The 16,457-nt window shown below is 66.2% G+C and carries 18 protein-coding genes; 14 read left to right on the top strand and 4 right to left on the bottom strand.

Annotated elements, in window-relative coordinates; genetic code table 11:
• The first annotated feature begins 4 nt into the window (after positions 1-4).
• The 11 genes from NTX40_06135 to NTX40_06085 are packed head-to-tail and all read left to right on the top strand — an operon-like array spanning position 5 to position 10,491.
• A complete protein-coding gene (locus NTX40_06135; GenBank protein MCX5648662.1) occupies positions 5-622 on the top strand; it encodes a hypothetical protein in 618 nt (205 codons plus the stop codon).
• Positions 582-1,196: a type 4a pilus biogenesis protein PilO gene (gene pilO / locus NTX40_06130; GenBank protein MCX5648661.1), complete on the top strand. Its 615-nt coding sequence runs from the start codon at positions 582-584 to the stop codon at positions 1,194-1,196. The genes NTX40_06135 and pilO overlap by 41 nt, the downstream gene beginning before the upstream one ends.
• Positions 1,193-1,846, top strand: coding sequence for a hypothetical protein (locus NTX40_06125; protein MCX5648660.1), 654 nt, complete (start codon positions 1,193-1,195; stop codon positions 1,844-1,846). Before pilO ends, NTX40_06125 begins: the two co-directional genes overlap by 4 nt.
• A gap of 10 nt (positions 1,847-1,856) precedes the next feature.
• Complete coding sequence (locus NTX40_06120) at positions 1,857-3,905, top strand: hypothetical protein (GenBank protein MCX5648659.1); 2,049 nt, start codon at positions 1,857-1,859, stop codon at positions 3,903-3,905.
• Positions 3,902-5,020 (top strand): tetratricopeptide repeat protein, encoded by a 1,119-nt coding sequence (locus NTX40_06115; GenBank protein ID MCX5648658.1) that lies wholly within the window; start codon positions 3,902-3,904, stop codon positions 5,018-5,020. Before NTX40_06120 ends, NTX40_06115 begins: the two co-directional genes overlap by 4 nt.
• A 52-nt stretch (positions 5,021-5,072) precedes the next feature.
• Positions 5,073-6,518 carry an ATP-binding protein gene (locus tag NTX40_06110; GenBank protein ID MCX5648657.1) on the top strand — a complete coding sequence of 482 codons (1,446 nt, stop codon included), beginning with the start codon at positions 5,073-5,075 and terminating at the stop codon, positions 6,516-6,518.
• Positions 6,519-6,567: 49 nt separating this feature from the next.
• Positions 6,568-6,945, top strand: coding sequence for a response regulator (locus tag NTX40_06105; GenBank protein ID MCX5648656.1), 378 nt, complete (start codon positions 6,568-6,570; stop codon positions 6,943-6,945).
• Positions 6,946-6,964: 19 nt separating this feature from the next.
• A complete protein-coding gene (locus NTX40_06100; protein MCX5648655.1) occupies positions 6,965-7,933 on the top strand; it encodes a GAF domain-containing protein in 969 nt (322 codons plus the stop codon).
• Positions 7,914-8,372 carry an HD domain-containing protein gene (locus NTX40_06095; protein ID MCX5648654.1) on the top strand — a complete coding sequence of 153 codons (459 nt, stop codon included), beginning with the start codon at positions 7,914-7,916 and terminating at the stop codon, positions 8,370-8,372. Before NTX40_06100 ends, NTX40_06095 begins: the two co-directional genes overlap by 20 nt.
• Before the next feature lie 34 nt (positions 8,373-8,406).
• Positions 8,407-8,742 carry an STAS domain-containing protein gene (locus NTX40_06090; GenBank protein MCX5648653.1) on the top strand — a complete coding sequence of 112 codons (336 nt, stop codon included), beginning with the start codon at positions 8,407-8,409 and terminating at the stop codon, positions 8,740-8,742.
• Between the two features lie 9 nt (positions 8,743-8,751).
• Positions 8,752-10,491, top strand: a complete 1,740-nt coding sequence (locus NTX40_06085; GenBank protein MCX5648652.1) for an ATPase, T2SS/T4P/T4SS family — start codon at positions 8,752-8,754, stop codon at positions 10,489-10,491.
• 114 nt (positions 10,492-10,605) lie between these two features.
• Here NTX40_06085 and NTX40_06080 read toward each other — a convergent pair whose 3' ends face one another.
• Positions 10,606-11,349, bottom strand: coding sequence for a hypothetical protein (locus NTX40_06080; GenBank protein ID MCX5648651.1), 744 nt, complete (start codon positions 11,347-11,349; stop codon positions 10,606-10,608).
• Between the two features lie 71 nt (positions 11,350-11,420).
• Positions 11,421-11,732 carry a 50S ribosomal protein L21 gene (gene rplU / locus NTX40_06075; protein ID MCX5648650.1) on the bottom strand — a complete coding sequence of 104 codons (312 nt, stop codon included), beginning with the start codon at positions 11,730-11,732 and terminating at the stop codon, positions 11,421-11,423.
• Between the two features lie 217 nt (positions 11,733-11,949).
• On the opposite strand from rplU, the gene trpB reads away from it, so the two are divergent.
• Together trpB and trpA are read left to right on the top strand one after the other, a co-directional pair.
• Positions 11,950-13,161 (top strand): tryptophan synthase subunit beta, encoded by a 1,212-nt coding sequence (gene trpB, locus NTX40_06070; protein MCX5648649.1) that lies wholly within the window; start codon positions 11,950-11,952, stop codon positions 13,159-13,161.
• Positions 13,158-13,967, top strand: a complete 810-nt coding sequence (gene trpA, locus NTX40_06065; protein ID MCX5648648.1) for a tryptophan synthase subunit alpha — start codon at positions 13,158-13,160, stop codon at positions 13,965-13,967. The genes trpB and trpA overlap by 4 nt, the downstream gene beginning before the upstream one ends.
• Positions 13,968-13,995: 28 nt before the next feature.
• Here trpA and NTX40_06060 read toward each other — a convergent pair whose 3' ends face one another.
• Positions 13,996-14,559, bottom strand: a complete 564-nt coding sequence (locus tag NTX40_06060; GenBank protein ID MCX5648647.1) for a hypothetical protein — start codon at positions 14,557-14,559, stop codon at positions 13,996-13,998.
• Entirely contained in the window at positions 14,556-15,830 is a 1,275-nt protein-coding gene (locus NTX40_06055; GenBank protein ID MCX5648646.1) for a replication-associated recombination protein A, read from the bottom strand. Before NTX40_06055 ends, NTX40_06060 begins: the two co-directional genes overlap by 4 nt.
• A gap of 61 nt (positions 15,831-15,891) precedes the next feature.
• On the opposite strand from NTX40_06055, the gene NTX40_06050 reads away from it, so the two are divergent.
• The coding region (locus NTX40_06050) for a hypothetical protein (GenBank protein MCX5648645.1) at positions 15,892-16,457 on the top strand (566 nt) is incomplete at its 3' end.

Here is a 16,457-nt window from a genome sequence, read left to right as displayed (position 1 = left end):
AGCGGTGCGTGAACTCGAATTCCTTCCGGACGATTACATTCGAGCGCGGTACCACCGACGCATCGGCTTTATCCGTTCCTGGCTTCTGCTGGCGCTGGGGCTGGCGATGGTGTTGTGGAGCCTTCAGATGGGCAAATGGGTCCAGGACGCACGGGCGGAACTCCAGGCGCTGCGGGGCACGGGATACGCGGCCGGCGTCGACGTCGAGAAGGTCGAGAAACTTCAGGCCGAGCAGCGGGGGTACGAACGGCGCCTCAGCGTCCTCCAGCGGTTTGGGCCGACCGGATCGGTCGCGTCCCTGGTGGCGGTGCTGGCCGACCTCGTGCCCGACGAGGTGGTACTGGAGGAGGCGAGCCTGAGCGGCTCCGAGGCCGCCCCGCGTTCGCCTGCGCTTCGGGTCGCCGGCTGGGCGCCGTCCGAGGTCCTGGTGACGCGGACCTTGGGGGCTTTGGAGGCGTCGCCGTCCCTGGAAGGCGCGCTGCTTGTCGAATCGAAGCCGGGAGCGAACGGAAACGCCGACCGTCGCTACTTCGTGATCACCGTGAAGGCCGTGGATGTTCCTCAACCGGAGGAGAATGCAGGTGGGACATCGCCCGAGCGCGCGCAAACGCCTGGCCGTTGACCGGCAGCAGTTGCTGATTCTGCTGGTGGCGGCGGTGATGAGCGGCAGTTTCTTTCTGCTCGTCCTCTGGCCGAAGCAGAAAGAACTGTCGGCGCTGGCGTCGGCGGTGGAGCGCGAGCGGGTTTTTGTGAAGCAAAAGGTTCGCACGAGCCGCGAAGGCGTTTACGTGACGGTCCGTGTGGCGAGCCTTCGAAAGGCCGGCGGCGCCTTGCTGCGTCGCGTTCCGGCGGAACCGGAACTGGCGAGTTTTCTGGAGCAGGTGGCCCGGTGCGTTGCCTCGGACCCCCTCGTTCGTCACGAAGTCGAGCGGATTGAAGCCGAGCCGCCGAAGGGCACGCCGGCGATACCGATTCGGTTGCGTCTCGCCGGGCCTTTTGAGGCGGTGTACCGGTGCCTGGGGACCATTGAGGGGCTGGAGCGTCTGACGTGGTTCCGCCGGCTCGAGATTCGCCGGGCCGACGAAGAAGGCGGCGTGGCGGCGGAGGTCGAGATCCTGGTCTATTACCTGCCCGCGTCGCAGGACGAGGAACTTACTGGCGGCGAGGGGCAGACATCGGAGGTCGCGGCCGGATGAGTGCCAAACCGAACGAACTCGGGTCACGGGAACCGAATCCGCGCTTGGCCGGGGTCTTCGCTTGGCTGGCCGGACACGCGACGGGTCGCTTGGCCGCAGGCCGCGGCCGGTGGATCAAGATGATCCTGACGGTCGCCTTGCTTATCACGGGATTGAGCGCCTGGGCGCTGGCCGTGGTGCAACCCTGGGCCGCCCGGACCTCCGACCCGGGCATCGTCGCGCTGCCGGCGGCGGATGTGAGCCCGGAAAAGGTCCGCACGCTTTCCCGGGAAGTGGAGCGATTGTGCGGGAACTGGAAAGAAAGGGCGCCGCGTCTCTTGCGGCGGAACCCGTTTGCGGGAGCCGGTGCGTCCGGCCGGGCGGGCGAATCCGTCGCTCCGAGCCCTGGCGCGGCGGCTCCTGCTGCACCTGCTGCAGAGAAGTCGCGACCGGCGCCCGAGGCGCCGACAGCCAAGGAGATCCTGTCGGTCCTGAAGGCGCTGCGGCTTGAAGTGACCCTGGTGTCGCCGAGCGGCGAACCCTGGGCCGTGATTGACGGCAAGGATTATCGTGTCGGCGACACGGTGAGTGGGATGGAAATTGTCGAAATCGGTGAGGGGCGGGTCAAACTGCAGCGAGGCGCGGTGACGTGCCTGCTGCGAATGGACTGAGGGCGAAACCATGGCAGGTCAAAGCAACGTCCCGAACGGGCGGTGGTGCCGATGGCTTATCGCGGGGGCTTTGGCGCTGGGGTACCTGGTTGCCGGCGCGGCGGCGCTGGCGCAGGAGGCGCCGTCGGAAGGCGTCGCGCCGACAGGCAAAGGCCTGTTTGAGAGCGCCCCGGCCGCGGAGGGCGTGCCGGCTGAAGCGGCGGCCGGCGAACCCCCCGCCGCGGGACAAGTTCCCGCTGCATCGGGTCCGGGTGCTGCGGCCGCGGCTCCTGAGGTGCGGTCGCAAATTTCCGTCGAAGACAACCGGATTACGCTCCACGCGAAAGACGAGGACCTCACCCGGGTGCTCGAAACCATCTCGCGCCTGAACGAGGTTAACATCGTCGCCTCGAAAAGCGTCAAGGGGAAGATCTCCGCCGACCTCTACAAAGTGACCGTGGACGAGGTGCTGGACGTCATCTGCCGGTCGAATGATCTGCGCTGGGTCCGCGAAAAGGGGTTTATCTACGTCCACACGCCGGCCGAACTCGAGGCCATCCAGCAAAACGACAGCCGCCTCGTCACCGAGGTGTTTCAATTGAACTATCTGACGAGCGAGGAGGCGGTGAAACTGATTCAACCGATTCTGTCGAAGAAGGCGACGACGGCCGTCAACACCGCCTCGGAAGTGGGAATTGCGTCCAGCAGCGCGGCGGTCGGCGGCAATAGTTATCCCCTGCAAGACTGCGTGGTGGTCCGGGACTTTCCGGAGAACGTGGAAGAGGTCCGCAAGACCCTCAAGAAGATGGACCAGCGGCCGCGGCTCGTCATGGTCGAGGCCACGATCCTTCAGGTCCAACTCACGGACACGACGAGCCTGGGCGTGAACTTCAACGCCCTGGCGGGCGTCGACTTTCGTGACCTGGCGATCAACACCGAACCGACGACGGCGCCAGCCACCATCACGACCGCCGCCGCCGCCACGGGGCGTGCAGCCCTCCACGAGTGGGGACAGGTCGACACGCGGGGCTTCGCCGCCCCAGGGACAGGGCTGAACATCGGCATCGTCACGAATAACGTCTCGGTGTTCATCAACGCCCTGGAGGAAGTCACGGACACGACGGTCCTTTCGAACCCCAAGGTCCTGACGCTCAACAAGCAGCGTGCCGAGGTCATGGTCGGTGACCGCATCGGGTACCGCACGACGACCTTCACCGAGACGCAGGCCTACGAAACCGTGGAGTTTCTCGAAAGCGGCACGCAACTAGTCTTCCGGCCGTTCATCAGCGACGATGGTTACATTCGCCTGGAAGTCCACCCGGAAGTTTCCAGCGGCGACCTCGTCAACAACTTGCCGCGGGAATCCACCACCGAAGTCACCTGCAACGTGATGATCAAGGACGGGCACACGCTGGTGATCGGCGGCCTGTTCGATGAGGACGTGTCCATCGGGCGGACGCAGATCCCCGGCCTGGGCAACATTCCGGGCCTGGGCTGGCTCTTCCGCAGCCGCGAGGACAGCACCACGCGCAACGAGATCATCGTCCTTCTGACGCCGCACATCATTCAGGAAGAGGAGGCGTACGCGCTCGGCGAGCAGATGCGCGACGATGCGGACCGGCGCTGCCTAGGCCTGCGCGAGGGGTTCAGTTTCCTGACGCGCGAGCGCCTGACGGTCGCGCACCTCCAGGAAGCCGACAAGTCCTGGCGGAAGTACGAGCAGGGCGGTTCGTGGCTGGGCTCGTTGGGCTCGTGGATCGACCGCGAGTGGGCCTGGTGGAACGTCAATCTCGCCCTGAACGTCGCCCCGAACAACCTCAAGGCGATGCGCCTGAAGGACAAGATCCTGTCCTCGAAGAAGGGCCGGCCGGTGCGACCCGCGCCGTGGACGTTGTGGAACAGCATCCAGGAGCACATGAACCCGGTCGACCGGACGAGGGGCCTCGTGCCCGGGAAGCAGGAAGAGAAACCGAAGGTGCCGGAAGCGAAGCCGGAGCCCCCGCGCAAAAAGGCGCCGGCGGAGACGGTCGCGCCGCCTGCCGCCGACGTCGCACCCAAGGCGCAAGGAGAAAAGCGATGAAACGCACCAGACGAGCCGCGCTGTTTGCCGCCGTCATCTGTGCGGTCCTCGTGGCCGGCTGCGGCAAGACGTACATGCAGAAGAAACGGGACGCCGCCACGGACCGCTGGGCGACCTCCCAGGCTGAAATTTCGACCAGCTTGGCCAAGGGGTGCTTTGAGCGCGGTGAACTCGGCCGGGCCCGCGACCATCTCGATGAGGCCATGAAAACCGGGGCGCCCTATGCGCCGATGTACGTCCTGGCCGCACGCCTGGCGGCGGAAAAGGGTGAACTCGACGCCGCGCGACGCTACGCCGAGGCCGCACGGAACCTCCAACCGGATTCGGCCGAGGCCTGGTATGTCATAGGAACCATCGAGCAGACGCTCGAGCGGCCGGACTTGGCGCTGGCGGCATTCTCGGAGGCTGCGAAGTTGGCCCCGGAGAAGACCGCGTACACCCTGGCGGAGGTCGAACTGCTGGTCGCACAGAAGCAGATCGAGGAGGCCGCTCGACGCCTGAACGAGGCGCTCGGCCGGACCCCTGGCTCCGTCGAACTTCACGCGGCGCGCGGCGACCTCGACTGCCTGATGGATAATTACGCGGAGGCCGTCGGGTCGTACCGAATTGCACGGCGTCTGGCTCCAAGGCGCCAGGACGTGGCGGAACGTTTGGCGACGGCGCTGTTCTACTCGGGCGACTACGCGGAGGCGGAACCGCTCCTGGCGGACATGGCCGACGCCGAACCGGAAAAGACACCGGGGTGGGTCCTGAGGATGTGGGGCGACAGCCTGTTGTCTCTCGACCGCCTGCGCGAAGCGAGGCCGGTGTACGAACGAATTCTCGCGCGCGACGAGGCGTCGGTCGACGCGCGCGTTGCGCTGGCGAAGTGCGACCTTCTGGAGGACCGGCCGACATCGGCCCGGCATCAGTTGGACGAGGCTTTGAAGCAGGCACCTGACCACGCGGAGGCCAATGCGCTGATGGGACTCATCCTGATCGGCGCGGGTCGGCCGGGCGAAGCCGTGCCGCACTTGAGGCTCGCGCTGGCGGCTCGGGATTGTGGCGATCGCGAGACGGTGGAACGGCTTCTCGCGCGTGCAACAGCCAAAGAGCCGGAACAAGTCGTGCCGTAACCGTAAGTGGACGGGGTGTCGGGTATCCGGGAGATTGGGAAGGCGATTGGGAATGATTGAACTTCGCCGCGCCGCGGCTGTCGTTCTGCTGTTCCTTGGGGTTGGGATGTGTCTGCACCTGCTCCTGGATCCCATGAGCGAGTCCGGCCAGTCGGCGTCGGTCAAGACGGTCGTCCTTGGGACGGGCCTGTTTCTGGCCGTTCTCGGCGTGATCGGGGGGTATCTGATCGCCCGGATGCCCAAGGAGCGCATCAACGTCGTGGCGGAGCGCCTGGAGAACCTGGTGCGCCAGGGCACGATCGGCTTGGTAATCAGCGAGGGTGAAACGGATTCGCTCGGCCGGCTCGGCCAGGCCGTCAACCGCTACCTGACGTTCATTAAAGACGAAGTGGAACAGTCCCGCATGACGGCCAAGGAGCGCCAGATTCAGATGAAGGTGCTCGAGGCCGAGAAACGCCACGTCGAGGCCGTCATCCACGCCATCAGCGACGGGGTCATCGTGACGGATGCCTTCGGCGACCTGGTGCTGGCGAACGGTGCGGTCGAGAACATCTTCGGCTTCCATTTTGATGCGGCGGTTCGCAAACCGGTCGAAGAAGTCATCAGCGACTCCAAGTTTCTGGCCCTTCTGGCGGAGATGCGCGAAACGGGCCTGCATATGCCTCACCGCACCGTCGAGTGGGTCCGGAGCGACGGCGACCCGGAGGCGACTTACCGCGTCACGTTCAACACCGTGGTCCAGGCGAAGCGGGGCGATCGGATCAGCGGCATCGTGGCCGTCCTGCACGACGTCACGAAGGAAAAAGAGATCGCCCGCATGAAGAACGATTTCGTCTCGATGGTCTCGCACGAATTGAAGGCCCCGTTGGCCAGCATCAAGGCCTACGTCGAAATGCTTCTGGACGGCGAGGCCAAGAACGAGGCGGCGTCGCGCGAGTTCCTCCAGACCATCGCCCACGAGGCCGACCGTCTGAATCGCCTCATTCAGAACATCCTGAACCTGAGCCGGCTCGAGTCCGGCCTCGTGCCGGTCAACAAGACCGACCTCGCGATTACGGAAATCCTGCGCGAGGTGGTGGACGTCATCGCCCCGCAGGCGGCCCAGAAAACCGTCCGTGTCGAGGCGGACCTCGCCCCCGTCTTCTTCCGCGTCCGCGCCGACCGCGACATGATCTACCAGGCGGTGCTCAACGTCGTCTCCAACGCCGTCAAGTACACGCCCGCGCAGGGTCGCGTCCGGATTTCGACGTATCTGGAGGACGGTTCCGTAGTCGTCGACGTCTCGGATACGGGGTACGGCATTCCCGAGGATGAGATCACGAAGGTCTTCGAGAAGTTCTACCGGGCGCGGGGCTCGCGCCACGAGGCCACGGGCACCGGCCTCGGCCTGCCGCTCGTCCGGCACATTGTGGAAACGGTTCACGGCGGCCGGGTGGTCGTCGAAAGCGAGGTCGGAAAGGGAACGACGTTCCGGCTCCACTTGCCGGCCGTCCGTTAGCCCTCGGACCGGTCGCCTCAGGCGACTCGACGGGGCGAGGAGGGGTGATATGGCATTCAAGATTCTCGTAGCCGACGACGAAGCCCCCATTGCCAACGTCGTGGCGATGAAACTTCGGAACGCCGGCCTGGAGGTGATCGTCGCGATGGACGGCCTGGAGGCCTACGAACTGGCCATCGCCGAACGCCCCGACTTCATGATTACCGACCTCCAGATGCCGGGCATGAGCGGGCTCGAACTGTGCGCCCGCCTCGTGGCCGAACTCGACGGAGGCATTCCGACGATTCTTCTGACGGCCAAGGGGTTTGAACTGACCGCCGAGTCCGTCCGCGAACTCCCCGTTCGCCGAATCATGACTAAACCGTTCAGCCCGCGCGAACTGCTGGCTCAGGTTCAGGAACTGCTGGGTCTGCTGGCCACCACGTAGCCGGGTGGAGGAAAATGGAATGGTTGTTTGTCAGGCAGCCGCCAAACCGATCCTCGCGTGCGAGACGCTTGCGCGCATCGCCCGTGAGACGCTCGACGCGACCGGCGTGGCCGTGGCCTTCTACTGGCCCGACGGGTCGCCGCTGGAAGGTGCGTTCGAGCCTTTGTCGCCGGCCGACGACGCCTCGCGCCTCGTTGTCGAAGCGGTTGAGTCGAGCGAAACCCGCGTCGAGGAGTTGTGCGACCGGCTGGTCGCCGCCTGGCCCATCCGCCAGCGCGCCCGGACGGTTCTTGTGGCTGCCGCCGAATGGCCCCTGGCAAGCAGCACCGACGCCGATTCCGGCCGGCGCCTGCTGGCCGCCGTCGCCCGGGCCGTCTGCGCGGACATCGATCGGGAAATCATCCGGCTGGAAAGCGAAGCCACGGCCGAGGCCCTCGCCCAGAGTTTCGAGGAGGTCAGCCTCCTGCACGGTCTCGGCAAAGTGCTCCGGGTAACCCAGCCAGTGGCCGAGTTGCTGGAACGAACGTGCGGCGAGTTGTGCGAGACCGTCGGAGCGGAGGCGACCGCGGCCTACCTTCCCAGGGTCGAGGACATGGGCCCGGAAACCGTCATCGCCGGCCGCCTCCCGTTCGACGCCTCCCAACTGCCGGGTCTCGTGGCCCACCTGCTCGACGACCTCGGCCCGGAACAAACCGTCGTCATCATCAACCATTGCCAGGAAGATCCGCAACTGTCGGCGATCTCCATCGCCCTGGAGCGCCTGGTGCTCGTCCCGCTGCCGCTGCGCGAGGGGGTCAGCGGCGCGCTGATGGCGGTCAACCGGTCGGCCGGCGAGTTCGGAAGCCCGGACGCCAAACTCGTCCGCTCCATCACCAGTTCCGCCGCCGTCTTCATCGAGAACCATCGCCTGTACCGAGACCTTCAGCGGCTGATGCTTGATCTGATGCGGGCCCTCGTCTCGCGCCTACATGGCAGGCCTGCTGCATGACATCGGCAAGATCGGAACCCCCGAGCACATCCTCCGCAAAGAAGGACTCCTGGAACCCGAGGAACGCCAGATCGTTCACCGCCACCCCGTCATTGGAGGCCACATCCTCGAAGGCATCAAGCAGCTCGAACCGATTCGCGAGGCCATTCTGCACCACCACGAACGCCTGGACGGCTCGGGCTATCCGGACGGCCTGCGGGGCGACCAGGTCCCGCTGCTCGCGCGCGTCGTGGGTCTGGCCGATGCCTTCGACGCCATGACCAGCAACCGCCCGTACCGCCCGATGCTCCCGTTCGAGCACGTGAAGCGTGAGATCGAGCGCAACGTCGGCACCCAGTTTGACGTCCGGGCCGTCGATGCGCTTTTCAGCCTGGACATGAACCGCCTGATGCGCCAGTTTGTGGAGCGTGCGGCAGCCCCGAGCGGTCGGACGGCATGACGCGGGGCTTGCCGGCGCGCGTGTGGAGGGACCTTTGCCTACGACGGCCGACACGTACGGAAGCATGACGGTGATGACGATCGAGCCGGCCGTCACGGAGGCCGAGGCCGACGCCTTTCGCCGCGTCGCCGACGAGCAGATCCGCGCCGGCGGACGCTGGTTCGTTCTCGATCTCGCGCGGGCCAGCACCTTCGACAGCCGCGGCCTCGAGGAACTCCTGGCGTTTCAGGAAAAGGTCGCGAGCAACGGCGGTGTCGTCAAACTCGCCGGACTCAAAGGCAACGGCCGAAAAATCTTCGAAATGACGCGGTTCGACAAAAAATTTGAGGTGTTCGACAGCGTTCACGAAGCAGTCCGGAACTTTGACTAGGACAGGCGAATGGCTCCCGCAACGAAACAGCGCGCGAGACTCGGCGATCTGTTGATCTCTCGCGGCGTCATCACGGAAGAGCAATTGGCCAAGGCGCTCGAGGTCCAGCGCCGCGGAGGCCAGGAGAAACTCCTTGGGGAGATCCTTGTGGACCTCGGGTACGCCAGCCAGGAGCAGGTGCTCTCGGCCGTCGCCGAAGCCTGCGGCGTGCCGTTCGCTCGCCTCACCGCCGACATCCTGGACCCGGACGCCCGGGACGCGTTGCCGGAAACATTCTGCCAGAAACACGGCATCCTGCCGCTCTTCCGTGTCCGCGACGTTCTGACCGTCGCGGTTCCGGAACCCGCCAACGTTTTTCTCGTCGACGAGATCGCCCAGGCCGCCGGCATCAACGTCCAGGTTGTCGCCGCCACCGCCGACAACATCTACCAGATGCTCGAACAGACTCGTGCGGAGGATCGGACCGCGCCTTCCGCCGACGAGTTGGCCGGCCATTGGCAGGCAGGCGAAACGCTCGAGCGGGCAGGGGAGTACGAGGCCGTCTATGGCGACTGGCCTCCCGAGAAGATTGCCGACCTGGTGTTGCACGAAGCCCTCCGTGCCGGCGCCGACGCCATTCACCTCGAACCCGACGAGAAGGTGCTCCGAGTCCGGTTCCGCATCGACGGCGTCCTGCACGTCGTCATGCGCCCGCCCGCGCGGCTCGCGGCGGGTCTGACGGCTGCGTTCGTTGACCGGATGGGCCTTTCCGGCCGCACCGCCGCCGAGCCGTGCCGCAGCGCCCGAATCGTCGTCCAGGGGCATGCCGTCCAACTGCACCTCGCCTCCATGGAAGGGTCGTACGGTCCGCGGACCGTAGCCCGACTCATCCGCGAGGAGGAAGCCTCCAGGCCGCTGGAGAAACTCGGCTGCGAGTTCAAACTCCTCGACCGCTACCGCGAACTCGTCGCCGGCCTCCACGGGCTTTTTGTCGTCGCCGGCCCGCGCGACAGCGGCGTCACGACGACCCTTTATAGCGCTCTGGGGGACCTCGACCCGGTCCGCCTCAACGTCTGCACCTTCGAGGCGTGCATCGGTTTTCACCTCACGGGCCTCAGCCAATTCTCGCCGGCAACCTGCGGCGTGGCCGAAAGAGCGGAAGCCGTTGCCCGCCTCTTCCTCCAGGAACCGGACGTCCTGATGCTCGACGGGGTCATGGACGAGCGCGTGGCGGCTGTGGCCGTCGAGGCCGCTCGCGACGAGTGCCTCGTCTTCGCTCAGACCAAAGCCCTTGATGCCGCCGACGCCGTCGCCAGGCTCGCCGCCTGGGTTTCCGGTGACGCGCTGGCTTCCGTGTTGCGGGGGGTGCTGGCCCAGCGGCTCGTGCGGACGATCTGCCCCCAATGCAAGGTGCCCTACGACGTGCCCGCCGCCCTCCGTCGCCGCCTGGCGGAGACCGTCGGGCCGATCGAGGGGTTCAGCAAAGGCCGAGGCTGCGCCGCCTGCCGGCACACCGGTTTCCTCGGTCGCATCGGCCTGTTTGAACTATTGCCCATTGAGCCGAACATCGCGAGCCTCGTCCGCCAAGGCGCCGACGCCGAACGCCTCCGCGATGCTGCACGCCAGGCCGGTCACCCATCCCTCTGGATGGATGGTCTCAACAAGACGAGGGCCGGCATCACCTCGCTCGAAGAAGTGATAGGGGCCTTGGCCGGGTGCCCGGGATGCGAAAAGGCCGTCGAGCCCGTTCCCGACCGAACGCGCGCGTGAACAGCCTCGCGAGCGCCGGCCGAACCTGAGAAAACAGGCGGAGCCGACGGATCGGCTCCGCAGTGCCTGCCTTCAGAATACCTCACGACCCACCGCCGGCTGGGAAGGCGCCGCCTACCACCGCTTCTTGTTCTCGTCGTTTTTCTTGGTATCGTCTTTTTTCTTTTCCGGCGGCTCCAGTTTCTTCTTCAGTTTGAGGATTTTTTCTTTCAGGGCCGTGTCCGCCTCGCGCTGGTCGGCCGGCAGCATCTGGTAGATCGCGACATAAATGGCCAGCACCGTCTTTTCGTCCATCAACTTGTCATAGATGTCGGCGACCTTCTCCATGCAGGACCGCCGATTCTTCAAAACGCGCGCCACCACTTCCTCGGCACGGCTCTTCAGGTCCTCCGGCATCTCTTGGCGCTTTTGCTCGAGATACCGCAGGCCCCGATGCACCGCCGCGTACTTGCTTTCCATCATCTGCCATTGCTGCGCGCACGCCAGCATCACATTCCGGTACTCCACGACATCCTGGGGAGTGGACCCTTTCGTCAGGGCGTTCTTGAGTTTGTTCCTGTCCTCGACCTTGTCCAGGGCCTTGGTTTCGGCATTGAGGACCTTGATCGAGAGTTCGAGTTCTTCCTTCTGAAGGGCGGTGAGTTTTTCGCCGGCGTCGGTTAACTGCTTCTCGATGCGGGCCCGTTCCGCCTCCGGAATCTCACGCGGTTTCGGCGGGGCCTTCGCCTCGGGGACCTTCTCGGTCGCTGCCTTGCCGTCTGACTTTTCCGCGTCCGCCCCAGCCCCTGCCGATATGCCTGTTCCGAGCGCAAGGCACACGGCGGCTGCCAGCATCCATCCGACCGGCCACGCTTTCATGGCTGCTTCCTTTTCCGCCCCTTTGCGGCTTTCTCCATCCTATTATACGACCGACCCGGGCCCGGGCATAGTCACTCCTTAATGCCGGTCACGCGCACCGTCAGATACCGCTGCCGGTGCCCGATGTGGCGCCGGCTGCTCTTGCGCCGGCGAACCTGCACGATCTCCAACTTGGGGCCTTGCGACGGGCCCACCACCTCCGCCGTCACCTTGGCCCCCTTGACCAGGGGCTTGCCGACGCGCGTCCCTTTTTCGTCCGCCACCAGCAGCACCCGCTCGAACGTCAACTTGGCGCCCGGCTCGGCCTCACGATGGTCGATCTGGAGCACCTGGCCCTCTTCCACGCGGAATTGCTGGCCGCTCTCTTCGATGATCGCGTACATGGTTCTCTCCGCTTGCGTTCCTACGCACCTTGGAAGGCCAGAACTCTATCCGCCCGGCCTCTCCAAATCAAGTCTAATCCGACACGGGCGCGGCTAGCAAACCCGCCGGCAAACGCCGTCGGTCGTTCATTCTGCACTCTGCATTCTGCACTCTGCATTCTTCCTTGACCCGCCGCCCGGACCCGTTAAACTGCCCCCTGCACCTGAAGGAGAACCCATGGCGACGCTTCCGGATGCCGCCGGACGCTTCGGACCCTACGGTGGCCAATATGTCCCCGAAACCCTGATGCCCGCCCTCGCCCAGTTGGCTGAGGCCTACGACGCCGCTCGCGCCGACCCCGAGTTCCAAAGGGAACTCGATTTCCTCCTCCGCCAGTACGTCGGCCGACCCTCGCCCCTCTACTTCGCACGCCGACTCTCCGACGCCTGGGGCGGCGCACGCATTTATCTGAAACGCGAGGACCTCAACCACACCGGCGCCCACAAGATCAACAACACCGTCGGCCAGGCGCTCCTCACGGTCCGCATGAAGAAGTCGCGCCTCATCGCCGAAACCGGCGCCGGCCAGCACGGCGTCGCCACCGCCACCAGCGCCGCCCTGATGGGCCTCGCGTGCGACATTTACATGGGCACCGAGGACATGCGCCGCCAGCGGCTCAACGTCTTCCGCATGCGGGCCCTCGGCGCCTGTGTCGTCCCCGTCGACTCCGGCCAGCGGACCCTCAAGGATGCCATCAACGAGGCCATGCGCGACTGGATGGCCACCGTCGAAACCACCCATTACTGTTTCGGTTCCGTCGCCGGACCGCACCCGTTCCCCGTGATGGTCCGCGACTTCCAGTCCGTCATCGGACGCGAGGCACGCCACCAGATTCAGACCCAGGAAGGCTGCCTGCCCGATTCGATCGTCGCCTGCGTCGGCGGCGGGTCCAATGCGGCCGGCATCTTCACCGCCTTCGTCGACGACGAGGGCGTCGAACTCGTCGGCGTCGAGGCCGGCGGCCTCGGACTCGCGTCCGGTCAACATGCCGCGCCTCTCGCCGCCGGATCGCCCGGCGTCCTCCACGGCTCGTTCTCCTACGTCCTCCAGGACGCCGACGGACAGACCCTTCCCGTCCATTCCGTCAGCGCCGGACTCGATTATCCCGGCGTCGGCCCCGAGCACTCCTACTGGAAGGACACCGGCCGCGTCCGCTACGCCGTCGCCACGGATGACGAATCGCTCGAAGCGTTCCAGGAACTGGCGCGCACCGAAGGCATTCTGCCGGCCCTTGAGTCGGCCCACGCCCTCGTCGAGTCCAAAAAGATGGCCGCCAAAATGGACCGCCGACAAATCATCATCGTGAACCTCTCCGGCCGCGGCGACAAGGACGTCGAAGAGGTCGCTCGCATCCTCCGAGAGCGCGAAGGGAAGGGGGCCGCCGAGTGAACCGCATCGACGCCGCCTTCCACCGCCTCCGCGAAATCCGACGAAAGGCCTTCATGCCCTTCATCGGCGCCGGCGACCCCAACCTCGACTCGACCGCCGCCATCCTCAAGGCCCTCGAGGCCCGCGGAGTCGCGGACCTCGTGGAACTCGGCCTCCCCTATTCCGACCCGATCGCCGACGGGCCCACCATCCAGGCCAGTTACACCCGCGCGCTCGCCGCCGGCGTCACACCGCCCGCCGTCCTCGACGCCGTCGCACGCCTGCGGGACGATGGCCTCACGCTGCCCCTCTGCCTCATGACGTCCTATTCGCTCGTCTACCGCCCCGGCGTCGAAAAGTTCGTCGCGCGGGCCGCCGACGCCGGCGTCGACGGACTCATCGTGCCGGACCTCCCGGTGGACGAGGCGGGACCCCTCGGAGAACTCCTGGCCGCACGCGACCTGGCCCACGTCCTCTTGGTCGCCCCGACGACGCCGAAGGACCGCCTCAAGCGCATCCTCCAACACGCCACCGGCTTCGTTTACTGCGTCAGTACGACCGGCATCACCGGCGAGCGCGACGCGCTCCCCAAGCACCTTGCCGACTACGTCAAACAGGTCCGCAAGGGCGCTAAGGTTCCCGTCTGCGTGGGCTTCGGGATCTCGCGGCCGGAGCATGTCGCCGCCGTGGCGAAACTCGCCGACGGCGCCATCGTCGGTAGCGCCGTCGTCCACCGCATTGCCGACCACGCCGCCGAAACTCCCGACGCTATCGCCCAAGCCGTCGCCAGCCTCTGCCAGGAACTCTCCGCACCCTTGAGGGGGTGAAGGTTTCCAGACAGGTGCCGCCGGTCTTCTACTTCGGCATCGCCGGCAATTCCTTCTTGACGCTCTCCGGCAGATGGTCCAGGAGGCGGCTGATCTGCGAAAGAATCCACCAATGACGGAACGCGACGGCATCCAGATTGGAAGGTATGTCGGTCGGCACCTGCTCGGGAATGGCGACGTCGTCGGCCGTCCCCGGCTGCTTATCGTCGCCCGGCAGGACGAGTTTGTAAGTCCGTTCGCCCGTCGCGCGGTATGCAATCGCCAGGCCGCGCGTCGTCACCGACGGCGCCGCCGGCCAATCGGGAACGTGCACCTTCTCCGTGACCTCGGCGATGCTCTTCGGCAACCGCCTCTCCCGCGTGAAGAAGTAGGCCGTCTGGAGCGACAGTTCCAGCACGTTCTCGTCGTTCATCGCCTGGAGCACCGCCAGGTTCAGGTCCCCCCCGGTCCCCTTCGCTCCGTCGGCGGTCGGCGATTTCGTCTCGCATCCGCCCATCAGCCACCACACGAGGCCCCCCAGCGCCGCCACGACGACGATCGAGACAATCGCCGCCCACTTCCGCCCCGCCCGCGGTCTCCCGGATTCGTTCACGCTTCATCTCCTTCTCGCCCATCGCTGCCTTTACCCTCGGCGGGCCGGCCCTCGCGCATCCGGCGGTACTCCTCCAGGCGTTTCTTGATCTTCGCCTCATGTCCCCGGTCCGTCGGCTCGTAATAGACGGCATCCACGCCGAGATACTCCTGCGGCGCGACGCCGCCGGCGTAATCATGGGCATACTTGTACCCTTCGCCGTGGCCGAGACGCTTCGCCCCGCGGTAACTCGCATCCCTGAGATGCTTCGGCACGGGCACGGTGCGGTTCTCCCGCACGTCCTCGCGGGCCTTGACGATGGCGAGGTACGCGGCATTCGATTTGGGGGCGCACGCGATGTACGTAACTGCTTGTGCCAGCGGGATTTGGCACTCCGGCAGGCCCACGAACTCCGCCGCCTCCAAGGCCGCCGTCGCCAGCATCAACGCCGCCGGGTCCGCGTTCCCAACGTCCTCCGCCGCGCAAATCACGATCCGCCGAGCAATGAATCGCGGGTCCTCCCCCGCCTCCAGCATCCGGGCCATCCAGTAAATCGCGGCGTCCAAGTCCACGGTGATGGGCGGGACCTTTTCCGGCGGCGCGCTCGGGTCCTTGACCTGGCTCAGAACCGCCACTTCCAGGGCCGCCAGCGCCCGCCGCGCGTCTCCGTCGCTCTTCGTGGCCCAGTGCGCCAGCGCCTCGTCCAAAACCGTCACGCGGTACCGCCCGAAGCCGCGCTCCTTGTCCGCGACCGCGCGGCGAACGAGGGTGCGGATATCCTCTTCGCTGAGCGGCTCGAACTTGAAGATCTGGCTCCGCGACACGAGCGGCGCGTTCAGCGCGAAGAACGGATTCTCCGTCGTCGCCCCGATGAGGATGATGACGCCGTTCTCGACGTCCGGGAGGAGCACGTCCTGCTGGGCCCGGTTGAAGCGGTGGACTTCGTCCAGAAATAGGACCGTCCGCCGGCCGTCCGTCGCGAGCCGCGCCTTGGCGCGCTCGAGCACCTCGCGCACGTCCTTGACCCCGACGAGGGCCGCGTTCAGGTGCTCGAAGGCGGCGCTCAATCGCCCCGCGATGACTTCCCCGAGGCTCGTCTTGCCCGTGCCGGGCGGCCCATAGAAGATGGCACTCTGGAGCCTGTCGGCCTCGAGCATCCGGCGGAGGAGTTTCCCGGGCCCGAAGAAATGCCCCTGGCCGACGAACTCTTCGGGCGTCCTCGGCCGCATCCGCACCGCCAGCGGGGCGTGCGCCGCCAACCTCCGCCGCTCGCTCTCGTTGAAAAGGTTCATTGAGGTGGTATTATAGCACTGAGAGACCGCAATTTGCCAGAACGCAGAGCGGGAGAGACCCGTGACGGTCCCACGAGAGATTTTTTTGCCGATCCGGCCGGCGTTCCGGCGGGAGTTTCTGGATTTCGAGCGCGGCATACGGATGGGCGGCCTCGAGCCGAACGAACGCATCACCCAGATCGTCAAGGCCCACCTGGTCGCCCGGCACGGCCAACCGTTCATCATTGACAAGTGGGGCAGGGGACGCTTCTGGCGATGGATCTGTTGGCTGCCGCGCGCGGGCCGCGACGCGAAGCCCCGCTCCTCGGGCTACAACTTTTCGTGCGCCAAATTTTTTCTCAGCCTCTTCCCCGACGAGAAGGAACTGGCGGCCGGGCTTCAGGTCGAGCGCGCTGCCCTCCGCCGAGGACGCGGACGGGCCGGCGAAGTATATCTCGAGGACGATTGGGACTGGCACCGCGTGGTCAAGGGCCTGCGGCGAGGGACGGCGCTCGAGGCGGAACTGGCGCGCCTCGTCGGGCGCGAGGGCTTCACCGCCACGGCCGGGCCGTTCTCCGACATGACGACCTTCCGCGGGAGGCGATGGGGCGGCGTCGCGGCCATCCGCCGCGCGTGCACGCGCATCCC

The organism is Planctomycetota bacterium (assembly GCA_026387035.1).
GTDB lineage: Bacteria > Planctomycetota > Phycisphaerae > FEN-1346 > FEN-1346 > JAPLMM01.
This window is presented reverse-complemented; position numbering and strand designations above follow the sequence as displayed.

Coding starts and splice junctions, on each gene's coding strand:
- NTX40_06085 (MCX5648652.1), top strand. CDS start 8,752: ATGGCTCCCGCAACGAAACAGCGCGCGAGACTCGGCGATCTGTTGATC.
- NTX40_06125 (MCX5648660.1), top strand. CDS start 1,193: ATGAGTGCCAAACCGAACGAACTCGGGTCACGGGAACCGAATCCGCGC.
- NTX40_06110 (MCX5648657.1), top strand. CDS start 5,073: ATGATTGAACTTCGCCGCGCCGCGGCTGTCGTTCTGCTGTTCCTTGGG.
- NTX40_06080 (MCX5648651.1), bottom strand. CDS start 11,349: ATGAAAGCGTGGCCGGTCGGATGGATGCTGGCAGCCGCCGTGTGCCTT.
- NTX40_06105 (MCX5648656.1), top strand. CDS start 6,568: ATGGCATTCAAGATTCTCGTAGCCGACGACGAAGCCCCCATTGCCAAC.
- rplU (MCX5648650.1), bottom strand. CDS start 11,732: ATGTACGCGATCATCGAAGAGAGCGGCCAGCAATTCCGCGTGGAAGAG.
- NTX40_06100 (MCX5648655.1), top strand. CDS start 6,965: ATGGTTGTTTGTCAGGCAGCCGCCAAACCGATCCTCGCGTGCGAGACG.
- NTX40_06120 (MCX5648659.1), top strand. CDS start 1,857: ATGGCAGGTCAAAGCAACGTCCCGAACGGGCGGTGGTGCCGATGGCTT.
- trpB (MCX5648649.1), top strand. CDS start 11,950: ATGGCGACGCTTCCGGATGCCGCCGGACGCTTCGGACCCTACGGTGGC.
- NTX40_06095 (MCX5648654.1), top strand. CDS start 7,914: ATGGCAGGCCTGCTGCATGACATCGGCAAGATCGGAACCCCCGAGCAC.
- NTX40_06055 (MCX5648646.1), bottom strand. CDS start 15,830: ATGAACCTTTTCAACGAGAGCGAGCGGCGGAGGTTGGCGGCGCACGCC.
- NTX40_06115 (MCX5648658.1), top strand. CDS start 3,902: ATGAAACGCACCAGACGAGCCGCGCTGTTTGCCGCCGTCATCTGTGCG.